The organism is Providencia sp. PROV080, assembly GCF_033688105.1.
Taxonomy (GTDB): domain Bacteria; phylum Pseudomonadota; class Gammaproteobacteria; order Enterobacterales; family Enterobacteriaceae; genus Providencia; species Providencia zhejiangensis.
On sequence record NZ_CP096346.1, the window covers coordinates 2,383,716 to 2,406,382 of the forward strand.

Genomic DNA, 22,667 nt, shown 5'->3' on the forward strand with positions numbered 1-22,667 from the left:
GTTATCTTATACGCCATTACGTCTATTTTATCGATACAACCAATCATATTATTGACGCCTTTAAAGAGTGAAATTATTGTCGTCGAGTTGATACCTTCTTATTATCGCCCTACTCTTTATTTCTAGAGCAATATTATCTCTAATGGGCTTGGTATATTATTTATCGTGAAAAGAATACATTCGATGATATATTGTTAATATTGATTAACTGACCAAAAAAAAGAGAGATAAATATCCCTCTTTTTTATCGTTCTATTGTTGAATAACGTCGCCGCTATGCCGAAATTTTTTCAGTAATCGAAATAAAATCTTTCATTGCCTCAACTGTTGGCCCATCAACACAGTAATGTGTAAACTCATCATTTTCACTGTTTGATGCCATCGTCACACCAACTTTACGGTAGTTCATGCTTGAGGGAACTGATTTACCCGCTGAGCTGTGCACTTCCGTCAAACCGATTTCCATAAACTTACTTAAATTAGCTAATCGTACCCCAGCGCCAGCCATAATGATTGGGCCATTGATTTCTCGGCTTTTTTCGTTTAGCTCTTTCAGTAATGGTAAACCTAACTCTGCATTTTGTTGTTGTCCAGAGGTCAGGATCCGAGCCACACCTAAGTTTTTTAACTGTTCAAGGGCAAGCAATGGATTAATACACATATCAAAGGCACGGTGAAAAGTAATATGCATTCCTTGTGCTATTTCCATCAATATATGCATACGATCAATATCAATACGCCCTTCGGTATCAAGGATACCGATGACAGCACCAGGAAAGCCCATTTCTTTTACCATAATCAAATCATCTCTGATCACATCAAATTCATTTGTGTCATAGCAAAAATCACCGCCGCGAGGACGAATTATTGGGTGAACGGGAATATGCAGTTTTTCGTTTGCTAACTTTAAATACCCATAACTCGGTGTTAGGCCACCATCAGCTGCACCAGAACATAATTCAATGCGATCAGCGCCATATTCTTGGGCGACTTGAGCGCATTCAATACCAAAACAGCAAATCTCCAGCTTTGCCATGACCACCTCCAAAGATAGAATCAAACTCTGACGTTAAAACTTAATTCATCAACTTAATATGAGCCTGTTATTCGTTAACATTTAGCTAATAATGCCATTAATTTCTGAGCGTTATCGGATAGATATCACACCATGAACAGTTTTTTCCGAATTATTAGTCATAACGTTAATTGCATCACTTATTTTTCGCTTTCTATCACCTGTTTTAGCGTGTAAGGGTGATATTTTACCGTTATCTCCCCATTAGTGACTGCTAATGTTGGATTTGGCAAGCATTCACTCTGCCCTTTAGGCTGGCTCATTTTCACGCTATAACCTTCTGGTAGTGGTTGAGGTAACAGGGCAAGCGCCGCACTTTCTAACTGTTCAGGCGCGACGTTCATCACCAGCTCAATATGTTCCCATGATTCTTGGGCATACCTTTTATCTTTTGGAAAAGGGAGTTCAACGACAGAGACTTCCTGAGCTGCAATCACTAAAGGTCTATTAAGCTCAAATAAACAAATAGGACGTCCGTTGATTTCATTTTCAGATAAAAGCTGAGCGCATTTTAATAGGCCTTTTTGCCAACGTTGTGCTGTCTCAATATGATGGCAACGAACAGAAATGTGGTCAATCTGATAATCAGTGAGTGAAAGAGATAACTCTGCCGCCACCTTCGCTAATTTTTGCTCAAACTCAGGTAATGCATTCCACAAATCATGCAACTCAAGCACTTCAACAAATTCAGTCATTCAACATACTCTTTTTCATACATTAATATTTCGTGTGTTAAATCACTCGTCGTGAGTATCCTCATTCAAATTGAAGAATGATCAGCAGACAGTGAATAAAACGGCTTGACTGTAGCACGACTCCTCAAAAATATGGTATAAAACCTGCCGAATTTTCTCTTCTTTCTTTTAGTTCTGCGCGTGTAATGGCACAATGCGCTAACTATGTTCGTTATTTAAGGTAATCCGGTGAATATTCAGGCTATTCTTTCAGATAAAATCAGTGCTGCAATGCAGGCAGCGGGAGCCCCAGAAGGCAGTGATGCACTTGTGCGTCAATCAGCAAAAGCCCAATTTGGTGACTATCAAGCAAATGGTGTCATGGGCGCAGCGAAAAAAATGGGCATCAATCCCCGACAACTGGCCGAGCAAGTTGTCAGCCATTTAGATCTTGAAGGTATTGCAAGCAAAATAGACATTGCTGGGCCGGGTTTCATCAATATCTTTCTTGAGCCAAACTGGATCACGACCCAAGCTGAACACGCATTGAGCAGTGACCACCTTGGCTTATCACCCGTGAAATCTGAAACGATAGTTATCGACTACTCTGCCCCGAACGTCGCTAAACAAATGCACGTGGGCCATTTACGTTCAACGATTATCGGTGATGCTGCTGCCCGTACCTTAGCGTTTTTAGGTCATAAAGTGATCCGCGCTAACCACGTAGGTGACTGGGGTACCCAATTTGGTATGCTCATTGCTTATCTTGAAAAGATGCAAAATGAAAATGCCAGTGACATGGCACTGGCTGATCTCGAAGAGTTTTACCGCGAAGCGAAACAGCATTATGACTCAGATGAGGCTTTTGCCGAACGTGCGCGCGGTTATGTGGTGAAACTGCAATCAGGTGATGAGTATTGCCGCAAAATGTGGCGTAAATTGGTTGATATCACCATGCAACAAAATCAGCAAACCTATCATCGCCTCAATGTCACTTTGACTGAAGATGATGTGATGGGTGAAAGTCTCTATAACGATATGTTGCCAGGGATTGTTGCGGATCTTAAAGCCAAAGGCTTAGCGGTTGAAAGCGAAGGAGCCACCGTCGTTTACCTTGATGAATTTAAAAACAAGGAAGGCGAACCAATGGGTGTCATCATCCAGAAAAAAGACGGCGGTTTTTTATATACAACAACCGATATTGCTTGTGCTAAATATCGCCACGAGGTTCTGCATGCAGATCGTGCTCTTTACTATATTGACTCACGTCAGCATCAACACTTGATGCAAGCTTGGACCATTGTTCGTAAAGCTGGCTATATTCCTGAGTCTATGTCACTTGAACACCATATGTTCGGGATGATGTTAGGTAAAGATGGCAAACCTTTCAAAACACGTTCTGGTGGCACCGTTCGCCTTTCTGATTTATTAGATGAAGCGATCGAACGCGCGCAAATTCTAATCCGTGCTAAAAATCCTGATATGCCCGAAGATGAGCTTAATAATGTTGCTAATGTTGTTGGTATTGGTGCCGTTAAATATGCGGATCTATCAAAAAGCCGTACAACAGACTACATTTTTGATTGGGATAACATGCTCGCTTTCGAGGGAAATACTGCGCCATATATGCAATATGCCTACACCCGTGTCGCCTCAATCTTCAAAAAAGCCAACATCACACAAGCTGATCTGACTCAGCCAATGGCGTTACAAGATCCTCGTGAACTCGCACTTGCTACTCGTCTCATGCAGTTTGAAGAAACAATATTGATGGTAGCACGTGATGGTACGCCTCATGTCATGTGTGCTTATCTGTATGATTTAGCAGGTCTGTTCTCTAGTTTCTACGAGCACTGCCCTATTTTAACTGCTGAAAACGATGCACAACGTCAAAGCCGTTTAAAACTCGCACTATTAACTCAAAAAACCTTGAAAGCGGGCTTAGATACATTAGGCATCGAAACTGTCGAACGCATGTAATATACCGCTTGACCATCAACCCATATCCTAGGATATGGGTTTTTTATAGGTATCTTAATAATAAAAAACGCGCCCAAAACAGCGCGTTTTTTATATATGAATCAGCAAATAATGTTAAATGCTGTGCTTTTTAAAATCCCTTGGGCGGAAGCCTAAAGCAAACAGAGCCGCAAAATAACTCCCCGCACCGATAATCACGACAAACATTAAACGCAACATGCGCATGGCCATATTCCCTTCTTGCCATTCTGGCATAAACTGCAATACACCAAACAGAACCGCTGCCATGACAATAAGTGCGACGATGAGTTTAAAAATAAAGACTTTCCAACCTGCAAGTGGTTTGAAAATTTCTTGTTTGCGTAACTGCCAATACAGAACCCCAGCATTAAAACAGGCCGCCAAACCAATTGACAGCGCTAAACCTGCATGCTTCATTGGCCCAATAAAGGCTAAATTCATTAATTGCGTTAAGATTAACGTAACAATAGCGATTTTAACTGGCGTTCTAATATCCTGACGAGAATAAAAACCCGGTGCTAAAATTTTCACTAAAATCATGCCGGTAAGCCCTACACAATATGCCATCAATGCATATTGTGTCATCAACGAGTCATGCGCCGTAAACTTATCATATTGGAATAAAGACACAGTTAATGCTTCTGACAAAATAGCTAATCCAATGGCGCAAGGTAAGGCTAACAATAAGCAAAGGCGTAGCCCCCAGTCCATTAAATGACGGTATTCTTGATGATTGCCACTCGTAAAACTTTTTGATAGTGATGGCAATAAAATAGTCCCTAACGCAACCCCAAGAACACCGGAAGGTAATTCCATCAACCTATCGGCGTAATACATCCAAGATACGGAACCTGACTGCAAGAATGACGCGAAGATCGTATTGATAATCAAAGAAATTTGACTGACCGATACCCCAATAATAGCTGGCCCCATCATTTTCATCACTCGCCAAACCCCACTATCACGAAAAGAGATCCGCGGGAGGACAAGCATACCGATTTTTTTCAAATGAGGGAGCTGATAGACCAGCTGTAAAACCCCTCCCACAATAACCGCCCAAGCCAATGACATCACTGGCGGATCAAAATAAGGGGCAGCAAATGCAGCAAAGAAAATCATACTCACGTTCAGAAGGGTCGGGGCAAACGCGGGGACCGAGAAGCGGTTCCAAGTGTTCAATATTGCCCCTGCCAGTGATGCTAATGAGATCAAGAAAATATAGGGGAAAGTAACACGTAAGAGATCGGTGGTTAACGCAAATTTATCGGCATCTGTGGTAAAACCGGGTGCAGTGACATAGATTATCCATGGTGCGGCGATCATCCCAAGGACAGTCACAATGGCTAAAGCCAATGTCAGCATTCCAGAAATATAAGCAACAAAAGTACGGGTTGCTTCATCGCCTTGTTGATTCTTATATTCCGCTAATATTGGCACAAACGCTTGTGAAAATGCGCCCTCGGCAAAAATTCGGCGCAACAGATTGGGCAGTTTGAATGCAACAAAAAAAGCATCTGCCGCGGCTCCAGCCCCAAATACTCGAGCAATGATAGCATCACGGATAAACCCAAGCACTCGAGACATCATCGTCATGGAGCTTATCGCTGCTAATGATTTTAATAAATTCATGATAGGCAAACTAAAAGAAAACAATCGTGCCAGTTTATCAGTGCAGAGCATAACTGACTATGATTGAAAAGTTAAAATCGGATTTTACTCGTCTACTGAAAGCGACAACCCAGCGAGCATAGCCAGTGGCTGGTGTTTAGCAGCTCTTCAGCATATTGAGCAAGACACTTAATCAAGGTTTTATTTGTTTCCAATTTTCATTGGTAAGTGCTGTTAAAACATGATCACGCCATTGACCATCAATTTGCAAATATTGTTTTGCATAACCTTCTCGTTCAAAACCAAGACGTGCTAATAGATTGCCACTACGCAGGTTATGTGGCATATAGTTCGCCATAATCCGGTGCATTCCTTGATGTGTTTGCATATAACGGATAGTGTGAGCAAGAGCCTCATACATCAATCCCTTCCCTTGCCATTTTTCACCTAACGAGTAGCCTAAATAGCATGCATGAAAAGCGCCACGCAGCACATTACTAAAGTTAGCAACACCGATCACTTCATTTTCTTGATTATCTAATAATAAAAAATGATAGGCATTACCCTGACGATGCAATTCGGTCATTAGGTGTAAACGATTGTTCCAACTTGATGGATTGAAATGTGAGCTATCGCGAGTCGGCTCCCATGGTTTTAAAAACTCTTTATTTTCGCTGTAATAATCCGCTAACCGATAGCTATCACGCTCATACGCTAAACGTACAACCATTCTTTCTGTCACAAGACGTACTTTTGGCTCATTTGTTCGATAACCAAACATCGTTAACCCTTTTAAAATTGAATCACCAGAAACGGCGTAATGCTAAAAAATAAAACATTAATAACTCATCGTTCTAACGATAAAAAAATATCATCTTCCCTTGCCTATTCTACTGATATTATTGATGGGAGACATTAAGAATCCTTCCTTCTTTGTTATTTTTTACGATGGTGTGTCATGGCGCAGGTATCACAGGCGAGAAGTCTGGGTAAATATTTTTTACTCCTAGACAATATGTTGGTTGTTCTAGGTTTTTTTGTCGTGTTTCCATTAATTTCCATCCGTTTTGTTGACCAATTAGGTTGGGCGGCAGTCATTGTCGGCTTTGCACTCGGTCTTAGGCAATTTGTGCAACAGGGTTTAGGCATTTTTGGTGGCGCTATTGCAGACCGTTTTGGTGCCAAACCAATGATTGTCATAGGCATGTTACTGAGAGCTTGTGGTTTTGCATTAATGGCAATCGCTCATGACCCATGGGTGCTGTGGCTATCCTGCATACTATCCGCATTAGGTGGCACCTTATTTGACCCTCCCAGAACGGCATTAGTTATCAAATTAACCCGTCCCTATGAGCGTGGCCGTTTTTATTCGCTACTTTTGATGCAAGATAGTGCTGGTGCAGTGATCGGCGCACTGATTGGCAGCTGGCTACTCCAATATGACTTCCATTATGTCTGTTGGGCGGGTGCCTTCGTCTTCGTGATTGCCGCAATCTGCAATGCTTGGTTATTACCGGCTTATCGTATTTCAACGGTTCGAACACCAATCAAAGAAGGCATGGGGCGTGTTCTTAAAGATAAACGCTTTGTCACCTATGTTGTTACCCTTGCCGGTTATTTTATGTTATCCGTACAAGTGATGTTGATGTTTCCCATCGTTGTTAATGAGCTGGCAGGTACCCCAACCGCAGTAAAATGGATGTATGCGATTGAAGCGATGATTTCATTAACGTTGCTTTATCCTATCGCTCGTTGGAGTGAAAAGCATTTTCGACTCGAGCAACGTTTGATGGCAGGACTCTTTTTAATGAGTTTAAGCATGTTCCCGATTGGCATGACAAGCTCATTACAGGTTCTTTTTGGGTTAATTTGTTTATTCTATTTAGGCACGGTGACCGCAGATCCTGCAAGGGAAACGCTAAGTGCTTCACTGGCTGATCCCCGCGCCCGCGGCAGCTATATGGGGTTTAGTCGCTTGGGATTGGCCTTAGGTGGCGCAGTTGGTTACACTGGTGGCGGCTGGATGTACGATATCGGTCATCAATGGAATGTACCACAACTACCTTGGTTCTTATTAGGAACGATTGGATTTATTACCCTGTGGGCACTGCATAAACAGTTTAACCGCAAAAAAATTGAATCCACCATGCTAAGTGGCTAATTCAACGTATGTTTAAGTGACTCAAGCAATCATAAATTGTAACGCTCACCAATAAAAATCAGAACAGAAGACCAACTAACCCCAATTATAGGATAAGATAATGGGGTTACTGTAAAAGGAGTGTTTATGAAACAATTTATCTTGGCGGCAATGATTGGCTGTTTGACGATACTGACTGGCTGTAGTCAAATCACTGAATTTTCTATCAGTGAAAACACACTTAACCAATATCTTGCGACAAAAGTTAAATATAACCATAAAGTCGGTATTTCCGGTGTGGCTGATGCAGATATTCAATTAGCTAACTTGAAATCAGAAATTGGTCGTAGTGAGCCCGGAAAAGTAGCATTAACAGGTGATGCAACCGTCAACTTAGACACTTTATTAGGTAAAACAGAGGCTAAAATTGCATTAACATTGACAGCCCGTCCCTATTTTGATGTAAAAACAGGGTCAATTTACTTAAAAGAACTCAATATTAGCCAATACCAAGTGACCCCAGAAAATATGGATACCGCTATCGCCGCTGTCATCCCTTATTTAAATAGTTCACTGGAAACTTTTTTTGAAACACAACCCGTTTATGTGTTAAATCCTGACAATGGTGCAGCTGAAGCAACCGCGAAAAAACTCGCTAAAGGGTTAGAAATTAAACCTGGGAAGTTAATTATTCCTTTAGTCGAGTGACATCCATAAATTTTTTCGATTGAAAACAGCACAAAAGGCAACGAATAATACGTTGCCTTTTTGCTATTTCGTCTTATTAGAAAGAACTTCACCGCTAATGTTGCACATGAGCAACCTATAACAGGTTCAAAAACACAAAACTTATCGTCAGAATAGTCCCTCATAAAGAGAAACGGCTCACCTATAGGATGGAGCTCCCTCTGAATAAGTGAATCGCAAAAGTGACAGCGTCACTCTGATTCTAATTCGTCACGCAGTGCAATAACTGCATCACGAGCAATTTGAGCTAATGTACGATAAAACGCGGTTGTTGCATGTGCTTCCATTTTTCCCAAAAATGCCCCATACCAGCTCAAGATAAAGCTATCAAATAACTCAATTTGGGCTGCTATTTCATCTTCTGCCGCTTGATCTTCCAACCACGATGCCGCCAATAGCAACGCACCAAACGCATCGACTCGGCCAGCAGTGAGTGTCATTCCTCTTTCAACAAGAAATTCACGAATTTCGGCTTCTGCTATTTCTTCATCATAATCATGAGCGAATACTGAAACTGCCGGTGTTTCACCAGTAAATAAAGCTTGATAGTCAGCAACGATAGCTTTCATATCAACCGATTTGGCCATACGTGCCCACAACTCATCCTGCTCTAATGGCCATGATGCTTTCAGTTTATCTTGAGCGATCATATCCAGTAGTGGCTTAACCACGCTATCATCAGGAGCACGTTGAAAAAGCGTTCCTAGAATACGACAAACGATCGAAAATTCGTTCATTTAAGTTTCCTGTGTTGCATTACGCGATAACTTATCATAAGTATACTCTATATCACTCCAGACGTAGTGAGACAAAAAACGAATCAGCGGCTAGCCATACCAATCACTCTATGGCTAGCACACCTAAACGCAGGAAAATGTTCTCTCGCACTCGCCTACCGTTTGAAGTCTCTCAAGTATACCTTAATACCCCCGCTGCATATCAACAACACCAACAGGTTCTTGTCCATTTTCAATTCGTTGAATATTGCTACTGATCATATCCATCGCTTCTTTCGGTAAAGTAATAGCAGCAATATGAGGGGTTATCGCCACACGTGGGTGGGTCCAAAAAGGGTGCATCTGAGGTAATGGTTCACTGGCAAATACATCTAAAGAAGCACCCGCAACCTGACCTGAGTCAAGTGCTGCCAGCAGATCTTGCTCAACTAGGTGAGAGCCTCGAGCCAAGTTAATAATATAGGCATTTTTTTGTAACTGACTAAATAAGCTTTGATTTAAAATACCGACGGTTTGTGCTGTACTCGGCAGTAAATTGATTATTACCCGAGTGCCCTGCAAGAAGCGACTTAATTGATCCTGCCCATAATAACTTTTCACTTTATGAATTTGTTTTTCGCTTCGGCTCCAAGTTCTCACATGAAAACCAAACTCTACCAGTCTTTTGGCGACGGCTTGCCCTAAGGCCCCTGCTCCCATGACTCCCACCACAAACTCTTCGTGTCGATTGGCAGGAAGAGGTTTCCATTGGCGCTGTGATTGAAATTGACGGTATTCATCCATGCGACGGAAGTAATACAGCACTTTCGCCATTGCGTATTCTTCCATCTGTTGTGCCATACCTGTGTCTTCTAAGCGCATTAATGGAACGCCAGCGGGTAAAGTGCTAGGGTTCTCATGCTCTTGTTTTAAAATAGCATCAACCCCCGCACCAAGGGCAAATATGCCTTTAAGATCTTTTCGGCCTGCTAGGCACTCATAAGGAGGTAGCCAAACCATAGCATAATCGGCACTTTGCTTATCGCCTCTAACCCACTGACGAATATTGGCTTGTGGAAGTCTTGCTTTCATGCCGTCTATCCACTCATTGGCATCAAAAAATGGATGATAAAATAGAATATTCATGACAACTCCTCTTGTGTTTACCACAGAGTGTGTCGAAAATGTTTTATTTTCAAGCGAATGCAACGAATGATAAGCGCTGTGATTGAGGTTTTGTTAAGCGGATAACGAATTTAATAATTAAGACTTGAAGTTTATAATTATTAAAGATCCTCGTCAAAAGATTAGATAGTAACCAAATTGTTTTTTATTTAACTAAACAGACCATCAAACTGCTAAAAAGCATCAATAGGGAGTTGACGCAAGGCCCACTTTTCCCTATAGTAGCGCCCCGTTGCAGTACGAGTTATTATCTAGCACTGCAACAAGGTATTTAAAATACGGTGAGGTGTCCGAGAGGCTGAAGGAGCACGCCTGGAAAGTGTGTATACGGCAACGTATCGAGGGTTCGAATCCCTCCCTCACCGCCATTTTATTTATAACTGCCTGTCCTCTGAGTATTTATTCTGTTGTAAGTCGTTTCTCTGTTTCTTCCTGCTTATTGTCTTGATGATGTGATTGATATTCGCGACTAATTTCTTCCCATACTTCCGCATTTTCGATACCGGCTACCTTGGGGTCAAATACAGGGTCGATACCTAATTTCTCTTGTCTCTCATAGTCACGTAACGCACGAAGAGCTGGCTTAGATAAAAACACAATCGCAATTAAGTTTAGATAGCTCATACTGCCAAAACCAATATCACCCAAGCTCCACATCATGCTAACGGATTGAATACTGCCGATAAATATAATGACCAAAAAGACAATTTTTAGCAGCAGCTTTAAAATAGGGTATTTGAGTTTGCGATCCAAATAAACAATCGTCGTTTCCGCAATATAGTAATAAGCCATCAACGTGGTAAAAGCGAATAAAAAGACCGCTACTGAAACAAACCCAGAGCCCGTTGACTCAAAGACTGTTGAAACCGCCATTTGTGTCCATGCCGTTCCCGCCGCGACGCCCGGTATATGTTCAATGAGTGCAGTCGAGCTCCCATCAGGAAAGACGTTATACATATTAGTGACCAAAATCATCAGCCCTGAGGCTGTGCACACTAACACCGTATCAATGTAGATGGAAAAAGCTTGAATCAATCCTTGCTTTGCAGGGTGACTCACTTCTGCGGCTGCGGAACTAAAAGTGGCTTCCCCTGCTCCAGCGACATTCGAAAATACCGCTCGACGAACCCCCCAAGAGACAGCAGTCCCAACGATCCCCCCGAATACCGCATCCATCCCTAACGCACTACGGAAAATCAAACTAAACATAGCGGGCACTTTGTCATAATGGCTAGATAAAATAATCACCATCATCACAATATAAGCGAGTGCCATTAATGGAACAATTTTGTCCGCTGCGCTAGCAATACGTTTAACACCACCAAAAATTAGCCATGCCATGAGTAATGTCACGATTAATCCCGTCACCACAGGCGGAATATTAAACGATGTTTGGAATGAATCAGCTATCGTATTGGCTTGAATACCCGGAACCAATACGCCGTAAGACAGACAAATTACTGCCGCAACAAAAATAGCAAACGGCGTTAGCTTTAACCCTTTTTCGATATAGTAAGGTGAACCGCCGCGATATTGCCCATCAGAGCGTTGCTTATAAATTTGTGCAAGAGTTGACTCAATAAACGCACTCGCACCCCCTAAGAGCCCCATGACAACCATCCAAAATATCGCCCCTGGGCCACCTGCGGCAATAGCCGTTGCAACACCAGCAATATTACCGACACCAACACGACCTGATAAGGCTAAACAAAATGCTTGGAATGACGAAATCCCCTCTTTTGATGCTTTATTTTCTTTGAGTAAACAGATCATTTTAATCAAATAGCGAAACTGCACACCGCGTGTAGCTAATGTAAAATAGAGACCAACGCCAAGTGATAAAATCACTAAAGCATTACCCCAAATGTATCCAACGAGCGTGTTAACGATGGCTTCCATATGAGTACTCCTTCGTTATTGTCATGATGTTTGCAAGGTAAAAAAAACCTGAACTTAATAAGCTCAGGTCTATCAAGGAATTAATGGTGGATCATCCAAATCACTTTTGTTTGTGTGTATTGCTCGAAAGCTTCCAGTCCATTATCTTTCCCGCCAAAACCGGATTGTTTAAATCCACCAAACGGCGTGGTAATGTTGCCCTCGCTAAATCCGTTAATGGATACCGTGCCAGCATTAATTTGGCGGGCCACTTTCATGACCCGGTGCACATTCTGACTGTAAAATGAAGCCGCTAACCCATAGTGAGTCTTATTGGCGAGAGTGATAGCCTCTTCATCGCTAGAAAACGTGGAGACGGCAAGTAAGGGACCAAACACTTCATTTTGAAACAGTGACATCTCCGGAGTAACATTGTCGAATATCGTCGGTTCAATGTACCAACCACTCCCGAGTTCACTGTGAATTTTGCCCCCAGCCACCCTTTTTGCGCCCTGTTGTAACGACAATTCAATAAAGGATTTTACTTTTTCAAAATGGGCTTTTTCGATCATTGGCCCAATTGAAACAGATTCATCCATCGGATTGCCAACTTTCCAATCCGCAATTGCAGTAACAAGCTTATCTAACAGTTTACGATGAATGCTTTCATGAACAATTAAGCGCGAACCACAACTGCAATTTTCACTCATATTCCAGAAAGCGGAGGCCATAATATGTGGTACTGCGGCATCGAGATCCGCATCGGCAAAAACGATTTGTGGGCTTTTACCACCACATTCTAAGACTATCTCTTTTAAATTACTTTCAGCGGAGTATTTAAGGAATAATCGGCCCACGTCAGTCGACCCCGTAAAAGAAACAATATCAATATCGTTATGCCGACCTATCGCCTCTCCTACTTTTTCACCTAGCCCACACACTAAACTCAAAGCGCCCTTTGGTACACCGGCTTCATAAGCCAGTTCCACCATTCGATAAGCGCTAAGTGTGGTTAATTCTGCGGGCTTGACGATTACCGAATTACCGGCAGCCAACGCTGGCGCCACTTTCCAAGCAAACATTTGCGCTGGAAAATTCCACGGTAAAACAGCACCAACAACCCCGATAGGTTCTTGAACAATCAATCCCAACTCTTGCTGACCCGTTGGGGCTACTTTGCCGAACATTTTATCCAGCGCTTCTGCATACCAATAAAAGGTTTCCACCGTTGCTGGCATGTCCGTATTCAAACATTCAGTAATTGGTTTACCTGCATCGATACAATCGAGCGCCGCCAGTTCCTCACTATGATATTCAATCAATTCAGCCCAGCGCAGCATTACCTGTTTGCGCTCTTGGGGTGATAAATTTTGCCAACAACCCTCAACAAAAGTACGCCTTGCGGTCAATACCGCGGCTTCAACATCTTGAGCATTACCATCTGCAATAAAACCGATTAGGCTATCGTCGATAGGTGTGCGGTTTTCCAGTTTTGCGCCACTATCGCGATAGTTATCGATTAAGTTCCCTGCCCATAATTGACCTGCACGTGCACGTTTAAACACCTCTTCTTTAGTGGTTTTCATGGGGTTCTCCTTATTTAATCAGAGCGAGAAAATCACGTTGTTGCTGTGGTGAGATATTTGATAGCGGCATTCTTACTGGGCCAACATCAACAGTGCCCTTGATACAACCGGCTTTGGCTTTCTGGTTATAATCTCCCGACTCCATTGAATAAATGGCAGGATAAATCTCGGACATGATGCGTTTTGCTGTTGACCAATCACCTTGCTGTGCCGCGTTATAAATAGCGACTTGCTCTGCTGGAAAGACATTTCCAGCACCTGCAATCCAGCTTTTCGCTCCCCAAAAGAAAAAATCAACGGGTTGGTCATCACACCCACAAATCACTTCAAAATTGTCAAACGAGGTTTGCAATAAGCGTAGCGCTCGACTGAAATCCCCACTACTTTCTTTAATGGCGACAATATTTTGAACTTTAGATAAATGCACTACGGTGTCATATTCAATTTCAATACCAATTCGAGCAGGGAAGTTATACATGATGATCGGCAATGGCGTTGCTAAAGCGACTTTTTCATAATGCGCGATCACACCCTGTTGATCAGGCAAGCTATAGGGAGGAGGTGACAGCATCAATCCTTCGTAACCTAAGGATTCCGCTTGATGCGCTCGTTTAATCGCTCCTTCGGTAGATAAGTCATTAATACCCGCAATTAGAGTGACTCGTCCTTTGGCGATTTTACTTACTGTCTTAAGAACTGTTTCACGTTCCTCTTCACTTAATGCGTAGTATTCTCCAGTCGTACCACAGACGACTAGGCCAGATACCCCCTTTTCGATTAACGTTTCGGTTAACTTAGCCAATCCACTGATATTTAAAGAATAATCATCATGAAAAGGTGTCACAATTGGAACGACGATGCCATGAAAATTCATATTAAATCTCCTTAAAATATTAAATAAAACGCTCAATTGAATAAGGGGAACAATCGATTGGTGTCGGTTGTTTTTTAAACAAGCAATGCACAATTTTGGCGGTGATTGCCGATTGAGTTAGCCCTAAATGTTGATGGCCAAAAGCAAAAATGTAAGGTCCTTTTTTATCAATAACTGGTAAAGAATCGGATAGCGTGGGGCGAAACCCCATCCACTCAGTACGTTGGTTTTCATTAAGTGGAGTTTTAAGCATGGGGTTAGCAAGAGGAATAAAATGGCGGGCACGTTGCATATTGGCAGGACGTTTTAATCCTGCGTACTCAACGGTGCCAGCAAGACGTAACCCCCCCTTCATTGGCGTCATGATAAAACGTCTATCTAAACTTGAGACAGGTATGCTCAAGCGATCCGTTTCATTCGGTAGCATTAAGTGATACCCACGTTCAGTTTCAAGTGGCACGCGAATACGACTGACCATGTTCACTAATGATTTAGAAAAGGCACCACCTGAAATAACGACCTGTTTAGCAACTAACTGCCCTTTGGTTGTCGTTAAAATGACGCGCTCACTTGAGGGAGAGTGAATGGCAGTCACTTCACATTGAGAGAGCACTTCACCACCTAATCTCACAAAATGCTCGGTTAATTTAGTGTGTAACGCTTTTAAGTCGACAACATGGCCAGTATCCGGATAGTAGAGCCCGCCCAATTGGTTGTTCGCAAGCCCTGGCTCACGTGCTAACAATTGCGCTTGGCTCAACCATTGGTTACTAACCCCTATTGAATTGAGATATTCACCTTGCTTTTGTAACTTTTCACCGGAGGCTTCTTTTTCAACGACTAATAAAGACCCCTGAATTTTGACTAACTCGGTTAATTGCCATTGGGCGCTGAATTCTTGCCATGCGGCAAGTGCTACACCATTAATCGTAGAAAGTGCATGATGAATATGCATGAAAGGCTTATGGCGCATATTACCTAACAAACGCAATAACCACGGTGTTAAGGGCAATAGGTAGCGCCAATCCAAACGCAAAGGACCAAGAGGATCAAATAGCATTGCCGGAATCGCTTTTAAAATCGCTGGGTCAGCGACAGGAAATACTTGTTCAGTCGCGATATGCCCCGCATTACCAAATGAAGCACCAGCACCAATATGATCTTTTTCCACAAGCAAAACATCGATATCATCGGCCTGTAGCGTAAGCGCGATACTTAATCCAATAATGCCGCCACCAACCACAATAACGGAATATTTTTTGTCCATAGGCACCTCTCACGAAGCCGTGATCCCCCAGCGAAACGGGTCTTCTTCATCAATGAGCAAGGTATTACGACCGCTAATATATGCCGTCCCTCGAATCGTTGGGATGATGCCATTACCATCGGCCCAGAGATAACTGGCTTCAAATTGGCTCCCAATCACACTTGCCTGATGCCAAAGTGCCCCTTCATTGAGTTTTCCATCTGCGGCTAAACAAGCGAGTTTAGCGCTGGTACCAGTACCGCAAGGGGAACGGTCATACGCACCACCAGGGCACAATACAAAACTTTGGCTATCTGCTTGTGAATGAGGAGCGAAAAGTTCAATGTGATCAATCTCTTGACCATCTTTTCCATAGATATTTTGCTCGGCTAACGCTGATTTGATTTTCAGGCAAATTTCCGTCAATGCTTTGCTATTACGGTGATGAATTGCTAATGGCGATTGCTCAACAAGAAAAAACCAATTTCCTCCCCATGCAATATCCCCTGTCACAATGCCGACTTCCGGAACATTCACGCTGACAGCTTTGCGATAGCGATAGGAGTAAACGTTTTGAATACTCACACTTCCGTCAGCATGTAATGTTGCCTGCACATCACCAACCGGTGTTTCAATCCTGTGCTCACCCACTGTTATTTTTCCGAGGTAAGCTAAAGAAGCCACAAGGCCAATCGTGCCATGTCCACACATGCCTAAATAACCTTCGTTATTAAAAAATATAACGCCCGCAGCGGCTTGTGGGTTTTGCGGCTGACAAAGTAGTGCGCCAACTAAAATATCATTGCCACGCGGCTCAAGTATGGTGGCCGTACGCCATGGGTCATATTCGTTTTTTAATCGTTGTAAACGCGATGCCATACTGCCATTACCAAGATCAGGAAAACCGTCAATGACTAATCGCGTTGGTTCACCTGCCGTATGGGAGTCAATTACCTCAATTTGTGTATAACGCTTGTGCATATCACATCCTCTGTTCACATTAATTGTTAACAGAATGCTTGATTATTGTTAAAGATTCTTGATATCTTTCGTGCACACTGATGCGCAATTCAGCACAATATAAAAATATTTCAGAGAACTAATCACATTTGTTGAACCTGCCGGAGGCCGCATGATTAATTTAAATAAATTGCTGTTAATTAGTCAGGAAAATATGCTGTTTCCCGTTGATAATATTGAAATATTATTAAATCACCTCGGTCTCGTCATGCCGTTAATTAATACATTACCGAATGTCACTTTTTTTGTTAAAGATGAAAATGCAAAATATCTTCTTGCGAATGAAAATCTCGCTAAGCGTTGTAAAATGAATACTGTTGATGACGTCATTGGAAAACGTGCCGAAGACATCTTTCATTCTGAATTAGGCCGCAGTTACAGTTCACAAGATTATCTTGTGATGCAGAAAAAAATTAGTGTTATTAATAAACTGGAGTTACATCTTTATAAAGCTGGAATGCTAGGTTGGTGTGTTACGACGAAAGTCCCTATTTTCAATACCCATAACCACGTTATTGGTGTAGCAGGGATTTCTGTTGATTTACAAGACGAAAAGTCAGTAAGCCAAAAATTAAATAAACAGTTAGATCAAGTTGAAAAATTTATTAGTCACCATTTTGATACCCCGATCAAAATAACAACGCTTGCCGACATATCAGGTTTATCATTATCACAGCTTAATCGTCAATTTAAAGCGGTGTTTAACATTACTCCTCAACAATATATTCAAAAAAAACGCCTAGAACATGCTATAGAATTACTTGAAGAAGACCATTCAATTACTGAAATATCCATCAAATGTGCATACGCAGACCACAGTGCTTTTTGTCGAAAGTTTAAAGAAATGACGACCATGACACCGAGCCAATTTAAACGAATGAGATTAAATATTGCGAATAAATATGTGATTGATGAACCGCTAATTTAAACAATAAAGTCACGGTTAAAATTAACTTATTCTTCCATCTTTTCGAAAAACATCTTCTATTAAGATGTTTTTTTATGTTTTACATTTTATTCATGCCAAATAGCAGAATGGCTACCTTACCTATCTATCCTTCATCGGCACAATAATGAATATGATTAAACAGTCTGGAGGATTTTGATTTTATCGGTGTTCTTCAACTTATTATTCATTAAACACCTCCTTCACCTTATTATTTCATTATGTCTACCTGTCAAAATAGCATCAATCTATTTTACACTCTGATAACATTTAAGATTGAATGATGATCTTACTCACAAGTAGCGACATGATTATATTTGACAAATTTGAAAACAACTCTTTTGTTTAACGGATATAAAATATCATTTAATATCAAATTATTAATAACGCTCACACTGAAACTTAATCTTGTTGAGTCCCCCATCAAGGCACTAACTTAGGATAGATCTTATTGCGGTAGAAAGATAATAGCGTATTGATATAGTGTATATTTGCAACATAATGGTTGTGATTAGCAAGGATGAATGGATGACAATTTACGATCTGAAACCCAAATTTCAGAACCTGCTGCGCCCTATCGTTAAAAAACTTTATGACGCTGGTGTAACAGCAAATCAGGTAACGCTTGCTGCAATGCTGTTATCGATTTTAGTCGGCTCGCTACTGTTTATTTTTCCAAATCCACACTTATTTATTCTATTACCCTTTGTATTATTCATTCGAATGGCCTTAAATGCCATTGATGGTATGCTTGCTCGTGAATATCATCAAAAAAGCCATCTTGGCGCAATGTTAAATGAAATCGGTGATGTTGTTTCCGATATCGCATTGTATTTTCCCTTTGTCCTACTATTTCCTCATAGTTTTGGGTGGATATTACTGCTCCTCTTTCTTTCTATCTTAACTGAATTTATTGGTGTCGTGGCTCAAGCTATAGGAGCTTCACGACGTTATGATGGTCCTATAGGTAAAAGTGACCGTGCTTTTATTTTTGGGGCATTTGGACTCGTTATCGCGTTATTCCCACAACTGATGACCACAAACTGGTTTACCATGGTATTTGCTCTCCTTTCTTTATTGTTGCTTTATACCTGCTATAACCGTACCCGCAAAGCTCTGAATGAACTCAGCACAAAAGTGGCGCATAATAAGGAAACTCCATGAATATTCAGGAAGACTATGCGACTCAACGCCCTGTCGTTGAATCACAATTTATCACCAGTGACCGCACTTCTTTGTTTTATCGCTATTGGCCAACAGAACAATCAACAGATAAAGCGATTATTTTATTTCACCGAGGACATGAACACTCCGGGCGAGTCGCTCATCTTGTCGATGAATTGAATTTACCCGACTATGCCATGTTTGCTTGGGATGCTCGGGGACACGGCCGTAATGATGGCCCTCGTGGTTACAGTCCCTCTTTAGGTACATCAATTCATGATGTTGATGAGTTTATTCGCTATATTTCCACTCAATATCAAATTCCATTAGAAAATATTATTGTTATCGGCCAAAGTGTTGGAGCTGTATTAGTGTCTACTTGGGTGCATGACTATGCGCCACCCATTCGGGGAATGATCCTTGCATCTCCCGCGTTCAAGGTTAAGCTATACGTTCCTTTTGCTCGTACTGGGCTTGCTTTAATGCAAAAAATGCGTGGCCTGTTTTATGTCAACTCCTATGTTAAAGCAAAATTTTTAACTCATGATCAAAAACGTATCGATTCTTTTAATCGAGATCCCTTAATTACACGCCCTATTGCTGTCAACATTTTGCTCGAATTATATAAAACGGCTGATAGAGTCGTTGCCGATGCCGGTGCAATTACGCTACCGACACAATTGTTCATTTCCGGTAGCGATCACGTTGTACACCATAAACCCCAGCATCAATTCTATGAACGTTTAAACACCCCGATCAAAGAAAAACATGTATTAGCAAACTTTTACCACGACACGCTCGGGGAAAAAGAACGTCATATACCTATCGCTAAAATCCGTGAATTTATAGATAAACTCTTTTCATTACCTCATTACCGACATAATTATCAATATGAAGATACTTGGAGCGTGAGTGCTGACGCTTATCGCGAACTTACTCAACCACTCCCCCTCTGGAACCCTAAACATCTAGGTTATAAACTACTTAGCAAGTCTATGAGTACGCTAGGTAAAGCTTCAGAAGGCATACGTATAGGTTATGATAAAGGTTTCGATTCAGGCTCTACCCTTGACTACATTTATCGCGATAAGGCTCAAGGTAACGGCTTATTTGGTCGCATCATCGATAGACAATATCTTGATAGCATCGGCTGGCAAGGGATCCGCCAACGCAAAATCAATATAGAGAACATGATCAGACAAGCTATCCGTGACCTCAATGATAACCACCAGCCCGTACGTATTTTAGATATTGCAGCAGGACAAGGGCGCTATATCTTCGATGCCATCAATGACTATAGCAAGGTAGAATCGGTCCTCCTACGTGATTATAGCCCTGTTAACGTTGAACAAGGACGACTACATATCAAAGAGCGCTATCTTGAAGATAAAGCGTCTTTTGAAGAAGGTAATGCTTTCGATGCCGATAACTTAGCCGCCATTACCCCTGCCCCAACACTAGGTATTGTCAGTGGTTTATATGAACTTTTCCCTGATAATCATTTAATTCGTGCCTCTTTAAATGGTTTATCCCGCGCCATTCCTTCCGGTGGATTGCTTATCTACACTTGCCAACCATGGCATCCACAAGTTGAAATGATTGCTCGTGTATTACCAAGCCATCAAGGTGGTCAAGCTTGGGTCATGCGTTGCCGTAGCCAAGGTGAAATGGATTCACTTGTTGCGGATGCCGGTTTCGAAAAACTTAATCAGCTAATTGATAACTGGGGAATATTTAGCGTTTCTATTGCACGACGCCGATAATCCCTATTTCAGCGATTCTCTTTGATAAATAAGGTGACTTCGTTCACCTTATGTCTTGATTAATTAAAGAGTCCTAGACTTCTGGCGCTATAATAACGCCTTATGTACCGCCACAACGCATAAATCCTGTATTTCCCATAAGAATACACAACAAAATGGACAAAAATGGACATAGATGGACAGACTAATGACAACCTCACATCAGCCTTTACCTCCTACTTCACGACGAAAAATTGGGTTATACGCTTTTATTTGGTTGCTCTTTTTAGCCCCTTTTTTCTTCCTTACCTATGGACAAGTTAATACTTATACTGCCACATTAACAAACGTCCCTTCTTACGTATATTCTTGGGAACAGCACATTCCTTTTTTATCTTGGACTATTATTCCTTATTGGAGTATTGACCTTTTTTATGGCCTATCTCTTTTTATGTGTACTTCATTAAGAGAACAAAAGATCCATGGAATCCGTTTAATAGTCGCGTCATTAACTGCTTGTATTGGTTTTCTATTATTCCCCTTAAAATTTAGCTTTTCTCGACCGGACACGAGTGGAATAGCCGGTTGGATGTTTGAGAGCCTTGAATTATTTGATCTTCCCTATAACCAAGCGCCCTCATTACACATTATTTTATTATGGCTATTATGGTTACGCTTTCGTGCTCATACCCCAACAAAATGGCGGTGGTTACTGCATGGCTGGTCACTATTCATATTAGTTTCTGTCCTCACAACATGGCAGCACCATTTTATTGATGTCATCACTGGCTTTGCTGTTGGAATCCTGATCAGTTATTTTTTGCCAATCGACAGCAAGTGGCATTGGAACTACACAGGAAGCCGCCGCAGCTTAAAGATGACCATTAACTATGGCTTAGGTGCTATCACCTGCCTACTATTGGCTTTTATTATTCAAGGGGCTGCATGGCTATTTTTATGGCCTGCTATTGCCTTATTTATGGTTTCATTAGGTTATCTCGGGTGCGGTGCCTCCGTATTTCAAAAGACTCCCGAAGGCCAAATCTCCCCTTCCGCTTGGGTATTGCTTCTCCCTTACCGATTAATTGCTATTGCTACCTATCATTACTATGCAAAAGCATGTCGGCAACCCAGCCAAGTCAATGAACAACTTATTTTGGGAGGACGCCCACTGTATCATTTGTCAGCTCAGTCCGTTTTCGACATGACTTGCGAATGGCCTCGTAATTCTTATAGTCGCGGCTTAACTTACTGTAGCCAACCGCAAATAGATTTGTTACCACTGAGTGCCGCTGATATTGAACGAGCCATGTCGACAATGGATGCGCTAGCCCAAAATGGCGTGGTTTATGTCCATTGTAAACTCGGTTACTCACGTAGTGCGACAGTCGCCGTTGCATGGCTAGTCCATCGCCGTAGTGCTGTTAGCATTGAAGATGCCATTGAACAAGTCATGCAGGCTAGGCCACAAGTGATCCTCAATGCTGCAACTCTTGAGCAATTACATTATTGGTACCAACAATATTATTCAAAGCGGGCGCAATTATGAGTCATTTATCCAATAAGCAATGTGGCGATGTAATGATTATTTTTACAGCAAGTTGGCGTTATTTATGTTGCGCATCATTACTCGCTTTTATTTGCCAACTAATCTTATTTATCGATTCATTTACACAGCATCTTTATTTCTTTTTAGGAACTGTCTTTTTTATTATTAGTCATTATTATATTTTTAGACTCAGTTTAGATAACCATCTCTTTAAAGTATTATACCAAACCCCCGATGCTCATCATTTTGACCTAGCTCTACAGTTTCTTTTCAAGAAAAATCAACATACTTTGTCTATGGAACAGCGTTGGATTGGAACAAAAAAACTCTTCAACTACGCCCTTGTCTTTGTCATTAGTGCGTGGGGTTGGCTATTAATTTCAATATTGATGACTAATCAATAATTAAATTTAATTCATCAGCCGTGTTATTTAAAAACGGTTATCACAATAATATAAAATCTTAAGGATCCCTTTTTAGATAGTTCAATGCCGAATATTCGTAGGTTTTTTTACT

Annotated in this window: 19 protein-coding genes and 1 tRNA gene; 9 read left to right on the top strand and 11 right to left on the bottom strand. The window is 41.5% G+C overall.

The window, feature by feature from the left end; genetic code table 11:
• Positions 1-274: 274 nt before the first annotated feature.
• Both cutC and M1F03_RS10490 read right to left on the bottom strand, forming a co-directional pair.
• Entirely contained in the window at positions 275-1,036 is a 762-nt protein-coding gene (cutC, locus tag M1F03_RS10485; RefSeq protein WP_154622287.1) for a copper homeostasis protein CutC, read from the bottom strand.
• Positions 1,037-1,215: 179 nt separating this feature from the next.
• Positions 1,216-1,770, bottom strand: coding sequence for a VOC family protein (locus M1F03_RS10490; RefSeq protein WP_251464259.1), 555 nt, complete (start codon positions 1,768-1,770; stop codon positions 1,216-1,218).
• Positions 1,771-1,998: 228 nt separating this feature from the next.
• Between M1F03_RS10490 and argS the strand changes: the two genes are divergently transcribed.
• The gene (argS, locus tag M1F03_RS10495; protein ID WP_251464260.1) at positions 1,999-3,729 is read left to right on the top strand and encodes an arginine--tRNA ligase; all 1,731 of its coding nucleotides are present in this window, start codon (positions 1,999-2,001) and stop codon (positions 3,727-3,729) included.
• Positions 3,730-3,843: 114 nt separating this feature from the next.
• Here the strand turns inward: argS and murJ are convergent, their stop codons facing one another.
• Together murJ and rimJ are read right to left on the bottom strand one after the other, a co-directional pair.
• Positions 3,844-5,379 carry a murein biosynthesis integral membrane protein MurJ gene (murJ, locus tag M1F03_RS10500; protein WP_196713059.1) on the bottom strand — a complete coding sequence of 512 codons (1,536 nt, stop codon included), beginning with the start codon at positions 5,377-5,379 and terminating at the stop codon, positions 3,844-3,846.
• Between the two features lie 172 nt (positions 5,380-5,551).
• Positions 5,552-6,139: a ribosomal protein S5-alanine N-acetyltransferase gene (gene rimJ / locus M1F03_RS10505; protein WP_154622284.1), complete on the bottom strand. Its 588-nt coding sequence runs from the start codon at positions 6,137-6,139 to the stop codon at positions 5,552-5,554.
• Between the two features lie 177 nt (positions 6,140-6,316).
• Here rimJ and mdtH point away from each other — a divergent pair, with 177 nt between their 5' ends.
• A complete protein-coding gene (mdtH, locus tag M1F03_RS10510; protein ID WP_163861888.1) occupies positions 6,317-7,519 on the top strand; it encodes a multidrug efflux MFS transporter MdtH in 1,203 nt (400 codons plus the stop codon).
• A gap of 126 nt (positions 7,520-7,645) precedes the next feature.
• Positions 7,646-8,206 (top strand): lipoprotein, encoded by a 561-nt coding sequence (locus tag M1F03_RS10515; protein ID WP_154622282.1) that lies wholly within the window; start codon positions 7,646-7,648, stop codon positions 8,204-8,206.
• A 230-nt stretch (positions 8,207-8,436) separates the two neighbouring features.
• On the opposite strand, the gene M1F03_RS10520 is transcribed toward M1F03_RS10515, so the two are convergent.
• Together M1F03_RS10520 and ghrA are read right to left on the bottom strand one after the other, a co-directional pair.
• The gene (locus M1F03_RS10520) at positions 8,437-8,982 is read right to left on the bottom strand and encodes a molecular chaperone (protein ID WP_154622281.1); all 546 of its coding nucleotides are present in this window, start codon (positions 8,980-8,982) and stop codon (positions 8,437-8,439) included.
• 183 nt (positions 8,983-9,165) lie between these two features.
• Positions 9,166-10,107 (bottom strand): glyoxylate/hydroxypyruvate reductase GhrA, encoded by a 942-nt coding sequence (ghrA, locus tag M1F03_RS10525; protein WP_251464264.1) that lies wholly within the window; start codon positions 10,105-10,107, stop codon positions 9,166-9,168.
• 319 nt (positions 10,108-10,426) lie between these two features.
• On the opposite strand from ghrA, the gene M1F03_RS10530 reads away from it, so the two are divergent.
• A tRNA-Ser gene (locus M1F03_RS10530) sits at positions 10,427-10,514 on the top strand.
• Positions 10,515-10,545: 31 nt separating this feature from the next.
• Here the strand turns inward: M1F03_RS10530 and M1F03_RS10535 are convergent.
• The 5 genes from M1F03_RS10535 to M1F03_RS10555 all read right to left on the bottom strand — a co-directional run bounded on the left by M1F03_RS10535 (position 10,546) and on the right by M1F03_RS10555 (position 16,711).
• Entirely contained in the window at positions 10,546-12,045 is a 1,500-nt protein-coding gene (locus tag M1F03_RS10535) for an alanine/glycine:cation symporter family protein (protein WP_251464266.1), read from the bottom strand.
• An 80-nt stretch (positions 12,046-12,125) separates the two neighbouring features.
• A complete protein-coding gene (locus M1F03_RS10540) occupies positions 12,126-13,610 on the bottom strand; it encodes an aldehyde dehydrogenase (protein WP_318839920.1) in 1,485 nt (494 codons plus the stop codon).
• A 10-nt stretch (positions 13,611-13,620) separates the two neighbouring features.
• Complete coding sequence (gene dapA / locus M1F03_RS10545; protein ID WP_251464270.1) at positions 13,621-14,484, bottom strand: 4-hydroxy-tetrahydrodipicolinate synthase; 864 nt, start codon at positions 14,482-14,484, stop codon at positions 13,621-13,623.
• A 19-nt stretch (positions 14,485-14,503) separates the two neighbouring features.
• A complete protein-coding gene (locus M1F03_RS10550; RefSeq protein WP_154622276.1) occupies positions 14,504-15,751 on the bottom strand; it encodes an NAD(P)/FAD-dependent oxidoreductase in 1,248 nt (415 codons plus the stop codon).
• A 9-nt stretch (positions 15,752-15,760) separates the two neighbouring features.
• Entirely contained in the window at positions 15,761-16,711 is a 951-nt protein-coding gene (locus M1F03_RS10555) for a 4-hydroxyproline epimerase (RefSeq protein ID WP_163861895.1), read from the bottom strand.
• Positions 16,712-16,862: 151 nt separating this feature from the next.
• Here M1F03_RS10555 and M1F03_RS10560 point away from each other — a divergent pair, with 151 nt between their 5' ends.
• From M1F03_RS10560 to M1F03_RS10580, 5 genes are all read left to right on the top strand, one after another.
• Positions 16,863-17,678 (top strand): helix-turn-helix domain-containing protein, encoded by an 816-nt coding sequence (locus M1F03_RS10560; protein WP_163861898.1) that lies wholly within the window; start codon positions 16,863-16,865, stop codon positions 17,676-17,678.
• A gap of 546 nt (positions 17,679-18,224) precedes the next feature.
• Entirely contained in the window at positions 18,225-18,860 is a 636-nt protein-coding gene (locus M1F03_RS10565; RefSeq protein ID WP_251464272.1) for a CDP-alcohol phosphatidyltransferase family protein, read from the top strand.
• Positions 18,857-20,623 (top strand): bifunctional alpha/beta hydrolase/class I SAM-dependent methyltransferase, encoded by a 1,767-nt coding sequence (locus M1F03_RS10570; RefSeq protein WP_163861902.1) that lies wholly within the window; start codon positions 18,857-18,859, stop codon positions 20,621-20,623. The genes M1F03_RS10565 and M1F03_RS10570 overlap by 4 nt, the downstream gene beginning before the upstream one ends.
• Before the next feature lie 187 nt (positions 20,624-20,810).
• Complete coding sequence (locus M1F03_RS10575) at positions 20,811-22,151, top strand: phosphatase PAP2/dual specificity phosphatase family protein (protein ID WP_272657698.1); 1,341 nt, start codon at positions 20,811-20,813, stop codon at positions 22,149-22,151.
• Positions 22,148-22,555: a hypothetical protein gene (locus tag M1F03_RS10580; RefSeq protein WP_318839921.1), complete on the top strand. Its 408-nt coding sequence runs from the start codon at positions 22,148-22,150 to the stop codon at positions 22,553-22,555. Before M1F03_RS10575 ends, M1F03_RS10580 begins: the two co-directional genes overlap by 4 nt.
• Positions 22,556-22,667 lie beyond the last annotated feature (112 nt).

Excerpts from the sequence above, each read along its gene's own strand:
- cutC (WP_154622287.1), bottom strand. The coding sequence starts at position 1,036 with ATGGCAAAGCTGGAGATTTGCTGTTTTGGTATTGAATGCGCTCAAGTC.
- M1F03_RS10490 (WP_251464259.1), bottom strand. The coding sequence starts at position 1,770 with ATGACTGAATTTGTTGAAGTGCTTGAGTTGCATGATTTGTGGAATGCA.
- murJ (WP_196713059.1), bottom strand. The coding sequence starts at position 5,379 with ATGAATTTATTAAAATCATTAGCAGCGATAAGCTCCATGACGATGATG.
- rimJ (WP_154622284.1), bottom strand. The coding sequence starts at position 6,139 with ATGTTTGGTTATCGAACAAATGAGCCAAAAGTACGTCTTGTGACAGAA.
- mdtH (WP_163861888.1), top strand. The coding sequence starts at position 6,317 with ATGGCGCAGGTATCACAGGCGAGAAGTCTGGGTAAATATTTTTTACTC.
- M1F03_RS10515 (WP_154622282.1), top strand. The coding sequence starts at position 7,646 with ATGAAACAATTTATCTTGGCGGCAATGATTGGCTGTTTGACGATACTG.
- M1F03_RS10520 (WP_154622281.1), bottom strand. The coding sequence starts at position 8,982 with ATGAACGAATTTTCGATCGTTTGTCGTATTCTAGGAACGCTTTTTCAA.
- ghrA (WP_251464264.1), bottom strand. The coding sequence starts at position 10,107 with ATGAATATTCTATTTTATCATCCATTTTTTGATGCCAATGAGTGGATA.
- M1F03_RS10535 (WP_251464266.1), bottom strand. The coding sequence starts at position 12,045 with ATGGAAGCCATCGTTAACACGCTCGTTGGATACATTTGGGGTAATGCT.
- M1F03_RS10540 (WP_318839920.1), bottom strand. The coding sequence starts at position 13,610 with ATGAAAACCACTAAAGAAGAGGTGTTTAAACGTGCACGTGCAGGTCAA.
- dapA (WP_251464270.1), bottom strand. The coding sequence starts at position 14,484 with ATGAATTTTCATGGCATCGTCGTTCCAATTGTGACACCTTTTCATGAT.
- M1F03_RS10550 (WP_154622276.1), bottom strand. The coding sequence starts at position 15,751 with ATGGACAAAAAATATTCCGTTATTGTGGTTGGTGGCGGCATTATTGGA.
- M1F03_RS10555 (WP_163861895.1), bottom strand. The coding sequence starts at position 16,711 with ATGCACAAGCGTTATACACAAATTGAGGTAATTGACTCCCATACGGCA.
- M1F03_RS10560 (WP_163861898.1), top strand. The coding sequence starts at position 16,863 with ATGATTAATTTAAATAAATTGCTGTTAATTAGTCAGGAAAATATGCTG.
- M1F03_RS10565 (WP_251464272.1), top strand. The coding sequence starts at position 18,225 with ATGACAATTTACGATCTGAAACCCAAATTTCAGAACCTGCTGCGCCCT.
- M1F03_RS10570 (WP_163861902.1), top strand. The coding sequence starts at position 18,857 with ATGAATATTCAGGAAGACTATGCGACTCAACGCCCTGTCGTTGAATCA.
- M1F03_RS10575 (WP_272657698.1), top strand. The coding sequence starts at position 20,811 with ATGACAACCTCACATCAGCCTTTACCTCCTACTTCACGACGAAAAATT.
- M1F03_RS10580 (WP_318839921.1), top strand. The coding sequence starts at position 22,148 with ATGAGTCATTTATCCAATAAGCAATGTGGCGATGTAATGATTATTTTT.